Origin of the sequence: Cupriavidus basilensis (assembly GCF_000876015.1) — a bacterium.
GTDB lineage: Bacteria > Pseudomonadota > Gammaproteobacteria > Burkholderiales > Burkholderiaceae > Cupriavidus > Cupriavidus basilensis_B.
This window is the reverse complement of sequence record NZ_BBQM01000012.1, coordinates 190089-203629: the sequence shown is the minus strand read 5'-3', so window position 1 is coordinate 203629 and position 13541 is coordinate 190089. Positions and strand designations below refer to the sequence as shown.

Below are 13541 nucleotides of genomic sequence, written 5' to 3'. Positions count from 1 at the left end.
ATGAAAAGCGCGCCGCGGCGCACCCGGCGGCAGCCTGTTTCCGGCCGCCGCCCGCCGGCGCGCGCGTGACGGGGCAGTATAGCGTACCCATGCGCAGGCGTGCCGCGCCCCGCCGCGGCCGCCATCGTGTCGCCGCGCGGCCCGCCGCCGGAGCGCCTTGCCGCGCCAGCCCGTTATACTCGCGGCTGCCGCTTTGTGCCGCGGCGCTGCTTTGCGCGCTACCTTGCGCGCTGCCCGGCGCCGCGCGCCGCAGCGCGAGCCGCGCCGGCCGCGGCCGCGGTCATGCCAGCGGCCGCACCTTTTTTTACCGCGCCCTCCCCGGCGCATCACTCAGGCCCCCACACAGGCCCCCAAAACGCCCATGATGACGTCGTCGGTCATTCGCATCGTCAAGTTCTCCACCCGCCGCGCGTGGCCCGTGATCGCGCTTGCGCTGTTGCTGACCATCGCCAGCGGCATCTATGTCGCCCTGCATTTCGCCATCAACACCGACATCAGCCGCCTGCTGGAGTCGGACCAGCCGTGGGCCAAGCGCGATGCCGCGGTCAGCGCCGCCTTCCCGCAGCGCGACCAGATGATCCTGGCGGTGGTGCGCGCGCCGGCGCCCGAGCTGGCCGATGCCGCCGCCGACGAGCTGGCCGGCGCGCTGGCGCAGGACACCGCGCGCTTTCGCGCCGTCAGCCAGCCCGGCGGCGGCGATTTCTTCGAACGCAACGGCCTGCTCTTCGTCGACACCGCCAAGCTGCGCGACGTGACCTCGCAGCTCAAGCAGGCGCGCCCGCTGCTCAACGCGCTGGCGCACGACCCGACCCTGCGCGGCCTGTCCGACACCCTCACCACCACGCTGTCGCTGCCGCTGCAACTGGGCCAGGTCAAGCTCGCCGACATGACCAGGCTGCTCGGCAGCAGCGCGGCCGCCGTCGACCAGGCGCTGGCCGGCAAGCCGGGCGCGCTGTCCTGGACCGGGCTGGTGGACGCCAGCCAGCAGCCGGCGCCCGGCGCGGAGGCGATGTCCTTCGTCGCCCTCAGCCCGGTGCTGGACTACGCCGACCTCCAGGCCGGCGCCGGTGCCGCCGAGGCCATCCGCACCGCCGCGCTCAAGCTCGGCCTCGACGAGCGCTACGGCGCCAGCGTGCACCTGACCGGCTCGCAGGCCCTGGCCGACGACGAGTTCGCCTCGGTCAAGCAAGGCGCGGCAGTAAACGGCATGCTCACGCTGGTGGTCGTGATCCTGATCCTGTGGCTGGCGCTGCGCTCCAAGCGGCTGATCCTGGCCGTGCTGGCCAGCCTGCTGGCGGGCCTGGCCATCACCGCCGCGCTGGGCCTGGCGATGGTGGGCGCGCTCAACATGATCTCGGTCGCCTTCGCCGTGCTGTTCGTCGGCCTGGGGGTGGACTTCGGCATCCAGTTCGGCGTGCGCTACCGTGCCGAGCGCCACACGTACCCGCACATTCCCGACGCGCTCGCCAGCACCGCCAAGGCGGTCGGCGTGCCGCTCGCGCTGGCCTCCACGGCCACCGCGGCCGCCTTCTTCTGCTTCCTGCCGACCGACTACCGCGGCGTGGCGGAGCTGGGCAAGATCGCCGGCGTGGGCATGCTGGTGGCATTCAGCACCACCATCACGCTGCTGCCGGCGCTGATCACCGTGATGCGCCCGAAGGACGAGACCGGCCGCGTCGACGTGCCGGGCTTCAAGTGGCTGGCGCCGGCCGATGCCTTCTTCGAGCGCTACCGCACCCAGGTGCTGATCGCCACGCTCGGCGTGATCCTCGCCGGCCTGCCGCTGCTGCTGCACCTGCGCTTCGACTTCGATCCGCTGCACCTGAAGGACCCGCATTCCGAATCGATGGCCACGCTGCTCTCGCTCAAGGACGCGCCCCAGGCCGGCACCGACAACGTCAACGTGCTGGCGCCGTCGCTGGACGCCGCGCGGGCCACCGCCGACCGCCTCGCCGCGCTGCCGGAAGTGGCGCGCGTGGTCACGCTGCAGACCTTCATCCCCGACGACCAGCCGGCCAGGCTCGAACTGATCGCCGACGCCGCCACCAGCCTGCTGCCGGTGCTGACGCAGGCCGTGGCCACGCCGGCCAACGACGAGCGCCGCGTCAACTCGCTCAAGAACGCCGCGCGCCAGCTCGCGCTGGCCGCCGAGGACCATCCCGGCCCGGGCGCGGCGGAAGCGGCGCACCTGGCCGCCTCGCTGCGCAAGCTCGCCGCCGCCGATGCCGCCACGCGCGACCGCGCCGAGCAGGCCATCGCGCTGCCGCTGCGCCTGGCGCTGGCGCGCCTGCAGCGCATGCTGTCGCCGCAGCCGATCACGCAGGCCGCGCTGCCGCCCGCGCTGGCGCGCGACTGGGTGGCTCCGGACGGCCAGGCGCTGATCAGCGTCAGCCCCAAACTGCCCGCCGCGGCCAAGCCCGGCGACGCCGACGCCTCCAGCCGCGACAGCGAGCTGCGCGACGCCGCGCTCAAGCGCTTCATCGACGCCGTGCAGCGCGTCGCGCCGGGCGCCGTGGGCGGCCCGATCTCGATCCGCGGCTCGGCCGACACCATCATGACCGCCTTCGCCCACGCCGGCGTGTGGGCCGTGCTGTCGATCACGCTGCTGCTGTGGATCACGCTGCGCCGCGTGGGCGACGTGCTGCGCACGCTGGTGCCGCTGCTGGTGTCGGCGCTGCTGACGCTGGAGCTGTGCGCGGTGTTCGGCATCCCGCTCAACTTCGCCAACGTGATCGCCCTGCCGCTGCTGTTCGGCATCGGCGTGGCGTTCAAGATCTACTACGTGCTGGCGTGGCGCCAGGGCAAGACGCACCTGCTGCAGTCGCCGCTGACCCACGCCGTGCTGTTCAGCGCGGCCACCACCGCCACCGCCTTCGGCAGCCTGTGGCTGTCCCAGCATCCCGGCACCGCCAGCATGGGCAAGCTGCTGGCGCTGGCGCTGGTGTGCACGCTGGCCGGCGCCGTCTTCTTCCAGCCGATCCTGATGGGCAAGCCGCGCGAACGCGCCAAGTCAGCCAAGAAACTGGCCCAATGAACCTCCGCCAACCATGACCCACCGCCCCGATTCCCGATCCAGCCGCCTGGCGCGGCTCCTGTCCGCGCTGTCCCTCGCGCTGCTGGCCACGGCCTGCGCCAGCGGCCCGCAGGCCAGCCCGGCCGACCCCATCGAGCCGTTCAACCGCGCCGTGTTCACGGTCAACGACAAGCTCGACGAATACGTGGCGACGCCGCTGGCCAAGGGCTACCGCGCCGTCACGCCGCAGCCGGTGCGCACGGCGGTGACCAATTTCTACTCGAACATCGGCGACGTCGGCAATTTCGTCAACAACCTGCTGCAGGGCAAGGGCGTGGACGCGGCCGAGAGCTTCATGCGCATCGCCATCAATTCGACGCTGGGCATCGGCGGCCTGATCGACATCGCCACGCCGGCCGGCCTGGGCAAGCATTCGCAGGATTTCGGCCTGACCCTGGGCGTGTGGGGCATCCCGTCGGGCCCCTACCTGGTGCTGCCGCTGTTCGGCCCGAGCTCGATCCGCGACGGCGTCGGCCTGTACGTGAATCTCCAGATCTCGCCGACCACCTGGATCGACCAGGACTATCGCTACGGCATGTATTTCCTGGGCTTCCTCGATGCCCGCACCAACGCGCTGGGCGCGACCGACCTGCTGGCGCTGGCGGCGCTGGACCGCTACAGCTTCGTGCGCGATGCCTACCTGCAGCGGCGCCAGTACCTGATCGACGGCGGTGGCGGCAAGCTGCCGCAGTATGACGACGACGAGGCGCCGGCGGACGCCGCCCCGGCCGCGCCCGGCACGCCGGCTACCGCGCCCGCCACATCCGCCACATCCGCCGCGCCTGCCGACGCCACGGCCGAGCCGGTGCCGCCGCCGGCCGGCGGCGCGGAGAAAGCCCCCGAAGGGGACGGCAAGAAGGAATAGGAATAGGAAGGACGCCGGCGGGGCGCCGCGAGCGCCCCGCAGGCGGCATGCGCGTGCCGGCACCCGTTCGGGTCCGGATCAGGCGCCGGGCGCGGCCCGGCGAAACGCCAGGCAGGCCCAGGCCAGCCCCGAATCAGATCAGCCCGAATCCCGCGCCCGCCCGGCGGCGCGCGGCCTCCAGCCCGAGCCGGGCCAGTTTCGCGTCGCGCGCCAGCCTGAGCAGGTCCGGCAACTGGCCGGGCGCGGCCAGCAGCGACTTCAGCACGGCAACGATGTCGGTGCCGCCGTCCGCGCCCATGCCGGCGACGGCGGCGGGCGGGACTTCGCGCGCGGCCGGGTCCACCACCACGCGGCAGGCGGCGAAAGGCACGCCATGCGCGTGCGCGATGCGTGCCGCGATGTGGGATTCCATGTCGGCCGCCAGCGCGCCGGTGGCGGCGTGCAGCGCGGCCTTGGCGGCCACGGCGGTGACGGGGTCGTCGCCGCCGGCCAGCGTGCCGGCGGCCGCGTCGGGAAGCGCGCGGGAGAGCGCGCGCAGCCAGCCGGCATCGGCCGGCCAGAAGCTGGCGCCATCGTGGATGCCGGTGGCGACGATCACCTTGCCGGGCAGCAGCGCGGGCGCCAGCCCGCCCGCCACGCCGAAGCTGATGACGCCGGCGCAGGGCCGCGCCAGGCGCTCGCGCAGGGCCTGCGCGAGCGCTTCGGCGCGCAGGCCGTAGAGGGTCTCGATGCCGGGGCCCGCGGCGATGCGGGCCTCGAAGCGCATGCCGGCCACCACCAGCGTGGGGCCGGCGCGGCGCGGCGCCGGCGCGGCCGCTGCCCTGCCTACATCCCCCACGCCACCGCCTGCGTGCCGGCGCGGCGCAGATTGCGGAAACGCGCCAGCGCCCACAGCGGGAAGAAACGCGCGTAGCCGTGGTAGCGCAGGTAGAACACGCGCGGGAAGCCCACCGCGGTGAAACGCGCTTCATGCCACAGGCCGTCGGCCTGCTGCGTGCTCACCAGGTAGTCGATGCCGCGCGCCACCGCCGGATGCTCGACCGCGCCGGCCGCCATCAGCGCCAGCACCGCCCACGCGGTCTGCGAGGCCACGCTCGGCGCGGGCTCGTAGCCCTGGTAGTCGAGGCGGTAGCTGCTGCCGTCCTCGCCCCAGCCGCCGTCGGCGTTCTGGATCGAGACCAGCCATTCGGCGGCGCGGCGCATTTCCGGCGCTTCCGGGCCCATGCCGGCGGCGTTCAGCGCGCACAGCGCGCTCCACGTGCCGTAGATGTAGTTCATGCCCCAGCGGCCGTACCAGCTGCCGTCCGGCATCTGCTCGTCGAGCAGGTAGCGCAGCGCGCGCCGGAAGGCGTCGCTGCTGGAGGCGGACTCGCCGAGCTGCGCCAGCATCGACAGGCAGCGCGCCGAGACGTCGGCGGTGGGCGGGTCGAGCAGCGCGCCGTGGTCGGCGAACGGGATGTTGTTGAGGTACTCGTGCGTGTTCTCGGGCTCGAAGGCGCCCCAGCCGCCGTTGCTGCTCTGCATGCCCTCGACCCACTCGCGCGCGCGCGCCACGGCCTGGCCATAGCGCTCGCGATGGCTGGCCGCGGTCACGGCCGGCGCGCCGGCGCCCACGCGCGCGGCGCGGTCCATCGCCATCGCCACCACGGCGGTGTCGTCCACGTCCGGGTAATGCGGGTTGGCGTACTGGAAGGCCCAGCCGCCGGGACGCACCTGCGGGCGCCGCACGATCCAGTCGCCGCGCACGTCCAGCACCTGCAGCGGCAGCAGCCATTGCAGGCCGCGCTCGGCGGCCGCTTCGGCGCGCGCGCCGCCGGCCTCGAGCAGCGCGTGGCTGGCCAGCGAGGTGTCCCACACCGGCGACAGGCACGGCTGGCAATAGGCTTCGTCGCCATGCACCACCAGCAGCTTCTCGACCGAGGCGCGCGCCACCGCCACGTCCGGGTCGGTCTTCGGCACGCCGAGCACGTCGAACATCATCACGGCATTGGCCATCGCCGGGAAGATGGCGCCCAGGCCGTCCTCGCCGTTCAGGCGCTCGCGCACGAAGCGCTCGGCGCGGGCGATCGCGCGCTTGCGCAGGCCGCGCGGGAACAGCGGCTCGGCCACGCGCAGGCCGGCATCGACCACGCGGAAGAAGCTGAACCAGGCGCGGCTCTGGTGCGGCGCCTTGGGCGGCAGGCGCGCGGCCTGGCACGGGCGCGCGAACAGCTCGTCGATGCCCACGCCGCGCGGGTTGCGCGCCTGCGGGCGCAGGCTGTTGAGCACCAGCAGCGGCACCACCACCGTGCGCGCCCAGTACGCCACCTTGGACAGGTGGAACGGGAACCACAGCGGCAGCAGCATGATCTCCACGGGCATCATCGGCACCGCCTGCCACGGCATCACGCCGTACAGCGCCAGCAACGTGCGGGTAAAGACGTTGCTGCCCTCGGCGCCGCCCTGCGCGTGGATGGACGCGCGCGCGCGCCGCATGTGCTCGGACTCGGGATCGTCGCCGATCATCTTCAGCGCGAAATACGCCTTCACGCTCGCGCTGATGTCCGAGGCGCCCTGGTGGAACAGCGGCCAGCCGCCGTCGGCATTCTGGATGCGGCGCAGATAGCGCGCGATGCGGGCTTCCAGCACGGTGTCGACGCTCTCGCCGAGGTAGTGCACCAGCAGGACGTACTCGGCCGGGATGGTGGCGTCGGCTTCCAGCTCGAACACCCAGTGGCCGTCCGGCCGCTGGGCCGCCAGCAGCGCGTCCTGCGCGCGGCCGATCGCGCCTTCCAGCGCGCCCGTCTCCGCCATGCCTTGCACGGATGCCGCGGCAGCGGCCGGATCGGGAGATATTGCTACTTGGCTCATCGGTCTCGATGTCCTCTCTTCAACAACGCGATTACAGCAATGCTGCGCGCTCGCCAGGCCCGCGGGGTGGCGACGGCGCGCAGCGGCAAATCAGCGAAATGGCTTCAGACGAAGCCGTGCCGCAACAGGATCCAGAGCGCCCGCGCGCGCGGCACCCGCACCCGCTCGCGCGGGTTGGCCCAGCCGCGCGCCAGCAGGCGCTGCAGCACCACGTGGTAGACCTCGCCCATGATGCGCGGCGAGCGCACCACGCGGCGCGGGGCGTCCGCCATGATGGCGAACGCCTTGTCATAGTGCGCCTGGGCCTGCCCCGCCACTTCCAGGCAGGCGCGGCCCACCGCGGGATGGCCGACGATGGCCTCGGGCGCGCCCGGCGGCACGCCGGCCCCGGCCAGCGCCTCGGCCGGCAGGTAGACGCGGCCCAGCCCGGCATCCTCGTCGATGTCGCGCAGGATGTTGGTCAGCTGCAGCGCGCGGCCCAGGTGATGCGCCAGCGCCACGCCGGCCTCGCGCTCCATGCCGAACACGCGCACGGCAAGCCGCCCGACGGCGCTCGCCACGCGGTCGCAGTACAGGTCCAGCGTGGCCGCGTCCGGCGCGCGGATGTCGGCCAGCACGTCCATCGCCATGCCGTCGACCACCGCCAGGAAATCCTCCTGCAGCAGGCCGTAGCGCACGATCTGCGCGTGCAGCCGGCGCAGCGCCGGCGGCGGCGTGCCCGCATAGCAGGCGGCCAGGTCGGCGCGCCAGGCGTCCAGCCCGGCCAGGCGCTGCGGGCGCGGGCCGTCGCCGTCGGCAATATCGTCCACCTGCCGGCAGAAGGCGTAGATCTCGAACATCGCCTCCCGCTGCGCGGCAGGCAGGATCTTCATGGCGGCATGGAACGAGCTGCCGGTCGAAACGGGATTGCCCGCGCTGGGTGGGACGTCTTGCACTGCGATATCGGTTCCGGCCACGTAACTCCCCGTCACGCATTGAACCACCCTCGCCGCCGCCGTTGCCGGCAAAGCGCGGGCAAAGGCATGCGCGCGGCCGGGGCGGCATGATTTTTGGGTAATTCGGGATTATAGCAAGGCGCGCCGCACAGGGCCGGGCGAGGCGCAGCCGGGTGAACCCGGGGTGGCGCGGGCGCCTGGCGCCTGGAGGCCGGCTCGCCGTGGCGGAGCCGGAAATGCGGCCGGGAAGGCACAGGAAGGAAGAGACCCCGGGGACGCCCGCCGCCGTGCCGGCGGGCGGGACGCCATGCCTGTCCGCGTCAGGCGTCGCGCACCCCGCCGCGCAGCCTGAGCAGTACGAAGCCGCGCAATCCCGGATCGTAGCGGGCGAACTCGAAGCCCTCGCCCGCCGCGTCCACCGGCGCGCGGCCGGCGGCAGCCAGCGCCCGGGCCCATTCGGTGGCCGCCTGCATCCGGCGCAGGTCGGCCAGCACGGCCGGCGAAACACGATCGAGCAGGCGGCGGGACCGGAGCGTTTCCATGGCGACCTCTCCTTGGCTGGCAAAAAGGACGCCTTCAGTCTATGCCCCGGTTCCGGCTGTTTGATGTGTCCCAACCCACACACCCGACTATTTTTCCGCCGCCGCGCAAACGGCAGCCCGGTATCAGAAACCGACCGGGTAGCCGTCCTTGCGGTGATCCGACGCGGCCGCGTAGCCGCTGTCGAGCCGCATGGCGATCTGCGCGCCGCCGAACTCCAGGTTGCCGCGCGGAGCCACCTCCACCTTGTGGCCGCGCGCGCGCAGCCCGGCCACGGTGGCTTCCGGGCAGTTCCATTCCACCGCGACGGTGCTGTTGTCGTCCAGCACGCGCCAGCGCGGGCCGTCGCACGCGGCCTGCGGGTTCTGGCCGAAGTCGGCCAGCCGGCTGGTCATCTGCACGTGGCCCTGGGCCTGCATGGAGCCGCCCATCACGCCGAAGCCGGCCAGCGGCTTGCCCTGGCGCATCAGGAAACCGGGGATGATGGTGTGGAACGGCCGCTTGCCCGGGCTGACCTGGTTGGGGTGGCCCGGCTTGAGGTTGAAGCCCCAGCCGCGGTTGTGCAGGGCGATGCCGGTGCCGGGCACCACCACGCCGGAGCCGAAGCCCTTGAAGTTGGACTGGATGTACGAAACCATCATGCCGTTGCGGTCCGCCACGGTCAGGTAGACCGTGCCGCCGCTGTGCGGCTTGCCCGGGCCGGGGTTGCCGGCGCGCTCCGGGTCGATGGCTTTGGCGCGGCTGGCCAGGTAGCCGCGGTCCAGCAGGTGCGCGGCCTGCACCTCGTGCATCGCCGCGGGATCGCCCACGTAGGCGTGCAGGTCGGCGAAGGCCAGCTTCATGGCCTCGACCTGCAGGTGGATGGCCTCGGCCGAGTCCACGCCCGCGCCGGCCACGTCGAACTGCTCCAGCATGCCCAGCGCCATCAGCGCGCCGATGCCCTGCCCGTTCGGGCCGATCTCGAACAGCTCCAGATCGCGGTAGGCCGTGCTGATCGGCTGCACCCAGTCGGCGCGGTGCGCGGCCAGGTCGGCCTCGGTGATCAGCCCGCCGGTGGCGCGCGCGTGCGCGGCGATGCTGGCCGCGAGCTCGCCGTGATAGAAGTCGTCGCCCTTGCTCTCGGCGATGCGCGCCAGCGTGCGCGCCTGGCCCTCGCAGATGAAGCGCTCGCCCGGCAGCGGCGCGCGGCCGTTGGGGGCGAAGGCCTCGGCGAAGCCCGGCTTGTCGATCAGCACCGGCACCTGCGCCTGCCACTGGCGGTGCACCGTGTGCGACACCAGGAAGCCGTTGCGCGCGTATTCCAGCGCCGGCTCGAACAGGTCGGCGAACGGCAGGCTGCCGAACTTTTCCCAGGTGGCGCGCCAGCCCGAGACGGCGCCCGGCACGGTCACGGCGTCCCAGCCGTTGGGCGGCATGCTGTCGTAGCGCGAGAAATATTCCGGCGTCCACGCCGCGGGCGCGCGGCCGCTGGCGTTCAGGCCGTGCAGTTCCTTGCCGTCCCAGATCAGCGCGAAGGCATCGCCGCCGATCCCGTTCATGCACGGCTCGACCACGGTCAGCGCGATGGCCGTGGCCAGCGCCGCGTCCACGGCGTTGCCGCCGCGCGCCAGCATGCGCAAGCCGGCCGCGGCCGCCAGCGGCTGCGAGGTGGCCACCACGTTGTCGGCCAGGACCGGCACGCGCTGCGAAGGATAGGGGAAATTCCAGAAATTGTTCATGGCGAGGAATGCTTCGCGTCCGCTGGGCGGCGCGTGGGAATTGAGAAAATCGGGCGGGCAGGCCCATACCGGCAAGGCCCGCGCCGCCCGCGACCTGCGCCCTTCCCCGATGCGGCGGGAGAAGGGTCGGGAGCGGGCGCCGCGCCGGCGAACGCCGAAGGCGTCCGCTGCGTGGCGGCGCCGGCCCGCTCCCCCTGCCCCTCTTCCGCGCGCGGAAGAGGGAAACAACCTGCGGCAAGCTGCCTTGCCGGCAAACCCGGGCCCGCGGGCAAGCCCGCCAGCCCGTCACTGCATGGCCGCGCTAGTCTATCCGCACGTTGGCGGCGCGCGCCACCTTCTCCCAGGCGCGCATCTCGTCGCCGATCATGCGGCCGAACTGCTCGGGCGGGGTGTACTTGATCTGCACGCCCTGCGCTTCCATCGCCGCGCCCAGTTCGGGCGAGGCCAGCACGTCCTTCATCGCGGCGGCGAGCTGCTTGACCACCTGCGGCGGCGTACCCTTGGGCGCCACCAGGCCGAACAGGTTGTCGGCGCGGAAATCGGGGATGCCCGACTCGGCCACGGTGGGCGCGTCCGGCAGCGAGCTCACGCGGCGCTCGGAGGCCACCGCCAGCAGCCGCAGCTTGCCCGACTTCACGTGCGGCAGCGCCGCCGGGATGCTGTCGAACATCATGCTCGAGCGCCCGGCCATCAGGTCCGGCAGCGCGAACGAGCTGCCCTTGTACGGCACGTGCACCACGTCCACGCCGGTGCGCAGCTTGAACAGTTCCGACTCCAGGTGCGACAGCGTGCCGGCGCCCTGCGAGGCGAAGTTGTACTTGCCGGGCGCCGCCTTGAGGTAGCTCACCAGTTCCGGCACCGAGTGCACCGGCAGCGAGGCCGGCACCACCAGGATGTGCGGCACGGTGCCGATGCCCGCGATCGGCACGAAGTCGCGGCTCAGGCTGGCCGGCTGGCTGTTGTAGGTGGCCGCGGCGATGGCGGCGTTGCTCACGGCGGCCAGGTACAGCGTGTAGCCGTCCGGCGTGGCCTTGGCGGCATAGCTCATGCCGATGGCACCGCCCGCGCCGGGCCGGTTGTCCACCACCACCGGCTGCTTGAGCACGGTGGACAGGCGTTGCCCCACCGCGCGCGCCAGCACGTCGGTGGCGCCCGAAGGCGGGAAGGACAGCACCAGTTGCACCGGGCGGTCCGGATAGTCCGCGGCGGCGGCCGGCGCGGCGGCCGCGCCAAGGGCCAGCGCCAGCAGCAGGGCGCCCTGCTGCGCGCGGTGACGGAAAAGCGACTGCATGAACATGATCAGGGTAACTCCCGAAAGCGTCGAAACACATTGACGGCCGAGTTGGGGTCGGAACGTTCCGGCGCGCGGCCGCTTTGCCAGCCGGCTTGTCTGCGCGCCCCTGTCATGCTGGATCTGCTTCGCCTGCGGCGATATGTCGGCTGATGGGAAGCAACGATTCTAGGCCGGTCCCGCCGGCACCGGGATGCGGATCGCCCATAGGCTTATGCGAAAATGGAATACCCGCGGCAGCCCGCCGCCCCGCCGTCCCGCTTCCCTGCCCCGCCGCCAAGGCGCCAAGCCATGCAACTGAAATGGATCGATGACCTGCTGGTGCTGGAAAAGACCCGCAGTTTCTCGCGTGCCGCCGAGCTGCGGCACATCACCCAGTCGGCCCTCTCGCGGCGCATCCGCTCGCTGGAGGACTGGGCCGGCGCGGTGCTGGTCGACCGCAACACCTTCCCGCTCGACCTCACCCCCGCCGGCAAGACCTTCTGCGCCAGCGGCCGCGAGGCGCTGACGCTGCTGATGGACGCGCGCGCCACCCTGCGCCAGGAAAGCCGCATGCCGGGCAAGGCCATCCAGATCGCCGCCGGGCATACCTTGTCGCTGACCTTCCTGCCGGCCTGGCTCAAGGCCTGCCAGGCGCGCTACGGCCAGTTCAACGCGCGCGTGGTGGCGGCCAACGTGCTCGAAGCCGTGGTGGCGCTGTCGGAAGGCAACTGCGACCTGATGCTCGGCTACAACCATGCGCGCGTGCCGGTCTCGCTCGACGCGGACAAGTTCCGCAGCCTGACCGTGGGCCACGACCTGCTGATGCCGCTGAGCGCGCCCAACGTGCGCGGCGGGCCGCTGTTCTCGCTGGGCGGCGCCAGCAGCAAGCCGATCCCCTACCTGGCCTACACCGCCGGCACCACGCTCGGCCGCGTGGTCGACGTGATCCTGGAAACCGCGCCGCCGCGCCGCCCGCTGGAGCGCTGCTACGAGGCCGACATGGCGATCCTGCTGATGAAGATGGCCATCGAGGGGCACGGCGTGGCCTGGCTGCCGCGCACCACCGCGGCCGACGCGCTGGCCGCCGGCACGCTGGTGCCGGCCGGCGACGCTACCTGGCAGTCGGCGCTGGACATCTGCGCCTACCGCGCGGCGCACGCCGGCAATCCCACGCTGCTGGAACTGTGGGACGTGCTGGAGCGGCAGGTGCCGTAGCGATGGCGCCGCGCTGCGCCACGGCGCCGGCGGACGCATAATGCGCGCACCGGAAGCCGCCGCGCGCCGCGCGGAGCCTGGCGCGAACCCCGCCAGCGGGCGATCCGGCGCCATTTCAGGAGTCGGCAAATGCATATCGGTTTTCTCGGCCTCGGCAACATGGGCAGCGCCATCGCCGCCAACCTGCTCAAGGGCGGCCACCCGCTGCGGGTCTGGAACCGCTCGCCTGGCCCGGCCGCCGCGCTGGCCGGCGCGGGCGCGCAGGCAGCGGCCACGCCGGCCGAGGCCTGCGAGGCGGACGTGGTGTTCGCCATGCTGGCCGACGACCAGGCGCTGCGCGAGGTGCTGCTCGACAGCGGCCTGCTCGCGCGCCTGCCGCCGACGGTGATCCTGGTCAACATGGCCACCATCTCGGTGGCGTTCGCCGCGGAGCTGGCGCAGCGCGCGCAGGCACGCGGCATCGCCTACGTGGCCGCGCCCGTGCTGGGCCGCCCGGACGCGGCGGCGGCGGCCAAGCTCAATATCCTGGCCGCCGGCCCGGACGCCGCCATCGACGCCGTGCAGCCGCTGTTCGCGCTGATCGGCCAGAAGACCTGGCGCTTCGGCGCGCAGGCGCAGCAGGCCAACGCGGTGAAGCTGACGGTGAACTTCATGCTGGCCGCCGCGGTGGAAACGCTGGGCGAGGCCACGGTGCTGGCCGGCGCCCACGGCATCGCGCCGCAGCAGTTGCTGGACCTGCTCACCGGCAGCATCTTCCCGGGCCCGGTGTACCAGGGCTACGGCACGCTGATCGCGCAGCAGCGCTACGCGCCGGCCGGCTTCAAGGCGGCGCTGGGCCTCAAGGACCTGCGCCTGGCGCTGGCCGCGGCCGACGCGGTCGCGGTGCCGCTGCCGGTGGGCAGCGCGGTGCGCGACAGCCTGCTCGACGCCGTGGCCCACAACGAAGGCGGCATGGACCTGGCCGTGCTGGGCCAGGTGGCGGCGCGCCGCGCCGGGCGCTGAAGCGCCACGCCTGCCGTCGCCATCGCCGCCATCGCCGCCATCGCCGTCACCGACGCGGCGGCGCGGCGCG

9 protein-coding genes and 1 pseudogene are annotated in these 13541 nt (G+C 72.9%); 4 read left to right on the top strand and 6 right to left on the bottom strand.

The features are described 5' to 3' along the window. The first annotated feature begins 361 nt into the window (after positions 1–361). Both KF708C_RS08705 and KF708C_RS08700 read left to right on the top strand, forming a co-directional pair. The gene (locus KF708C_RS08705) at positions 362–3034 is read left to right on the top strand and encodes an MMPL family transporter (protein WP_059411489.1); all 2673 of its coding nucleotides are present in this window, start codon (positions 362–364) and stop codon (positions 3032–3034) included. A 13-nt stretch (positions 3035–3047) separates the two neighbouring features. Next, a complete protein-coding gene (locus KF708C_RS08700; RefSeq protein WP_059411488.1) occupies positions 3048–3938 on the top strand; it encodes an MlaA family lipoprotein in 891 nt (296 codons plus the stop codon). 133 nt (positions 3939–4071) lie between these two features. Here the strand turns inward: KF708C_RS08700 and KF708C_RS08695 are convergent, their stop codons facing one another. The 6 genes from KF708C_RS08695 to KF708C_RS08670 form a co-directional block, all read right to left on the bottom strand. Further along, positions 4072–4776 carry a phosphorylase gene (locus tag KF708C_RS08695; protein ID WP_370552798.1) on the bottom strand — a complete coding sequence of 235 codons (705 nt, stop codon included), beginning with the start codon at positions 4774–4776 and terminating at the stop codon, positions 4072–4074. Continuing rightward, the gene (gene shc / locus KF708C_RS08690; RefSeq protein ID WP_231586445.1) at positions 4764–6731 is read right to left on the bottom strand and encodes a squalene--hopene cyclase; all 1968 of its coding nucleotides are present in this window, start codon (positions 6729–6731) and stop codon (positions 4764–4766) included. Before shc ends, KF708C_RS08695 begins: the two co-directional genes overlap by 13 nt. Positions 6732–6892: 161 nt before the next feature. After that, positions 6893–7744 (bottom strand): presqualene diphosphate synthase HpnD, encoded by an 852-nt coding sequence (gene hpnD, locus KF708C_RS08685; protein WP_059411486.1) that lies wholly within the window; start codon positions 7742–7744, stop codon positions 6893–6895. Between the two features lie 299 nt (positions 7745–8043). Then, complete coding sequence (locus KF708C_RS08680; protein ID WP_059411485.1) at positions 8044–8265, bottom strand: hypothetical protein; 222 nt, start codon at positions 8263–8265, stop codon at positions 8044–8046. Positions 8266–8388: 123 nt separating this feature from the next. After that, positions 8389–9981, bottom strand: coding sequence for a gamma-glutamyltransferase family protein (locus KF708C_RS08675; RefSeq protein WP_059411484.1), 1593 nt, complete (start codon positions 9979–9981; stop codon positions 8389–8391). A 301-nt stretch (positions 9982–10282) separates the two neighbouring features. Continuing rightward, positions 10283–11272: a Bug family tripartite tricarboxylate transporter substrate binding protein gene (locus KF708C_RS08670; RefSeq protein ID WP_231401604.1), complete on the bottom strand. Its 990-nt coding sequence runs from the start codon at positions 11270–11272 to the stop codon at positions 10283–10285. Positions 11273–11563: 291 nt separating this feature from the next. Between KF708C_RS08670 and KF708C_RS08665 the strand changes: the two genes are divergently transcribed. Together KF708C_RS08665 and KF708C_RS08660 are read left to right on the top strand one after the other, a co-directional pair. After that, on the top strand, positions 11564–12469 hold the full coding sequence (locus KF708C_RS08665; RefSeq protein ID WP_020202941.1) for a LysR substrate-binding domain-containing protein: 906 nt from the start codon (positions 11564–11566) through the stop codon (positions 12467–12469). Between the two features lie 51 nt (positions 12470–12520). Continuing rightward, positions 12521–13471: pseudogene (locus KF708C_RS08660) on the top strand (NAD(P)-dependent oxidoreductase); the annotation flags it as partial. Positions 13472–13541 lie beyond the last annotated feature (70 nt).

Excerpts from the sequence above, each read along its gene's own strand:
- KF708C_RS08705 (WP_059411489.1), top strand. The coding sequence starts at position 362 with ATGATGACGTCGTCGGTCATTCGCATCGTCAAGTTCTCCACCCGCCGC.
- KF708C_RS08665 (WP_020202941.1), top strand. The coding sequence starts at position 11,564 with ATGCAACTGAAATGGATCGATGACCTGCTGGTGCTGGAAAAGACCCGC.
- KF708C_RS08700 (WP_059411488.1), top strand. The coding sequence starts at position 3,048 with ATGACCCACCGCCCCGATTCCCGATCCAGCCGCCTGGCGCGGCTCCTG.
- KF708C_RS08675 (WP_059411484.1), bottom strand. The coding sequence starts at position 9,981 with ATGAACAATTTCTGGAATTTCCCCTATCCTTCGCAGCGCGTGCCGGTC.
- shc (WP_231586445.1), bottom strand. The coding sequence starts at position 6,731 with ATGGCGGAGACGGGCGCGCTGGAAGGCGCGATCGGCCGCGCGCAGGAC.
- KF708C_RS08680 (WP_059411485.1), bottom strand. The coding sequence starts at position 8,265 with ATGGAAACGCTCCGGTCCCGCCGCCTGCTCGATCGTGTTTCGCCGGCC.
- KF708C_RS08670 (WP_231401604.1), bottom strand. The coding sequence starts at position 11,272 with ATGCAGTCGCTTTTCCGTCACCGCGCGCAGCAGGGCGCCCTGCTGCTG.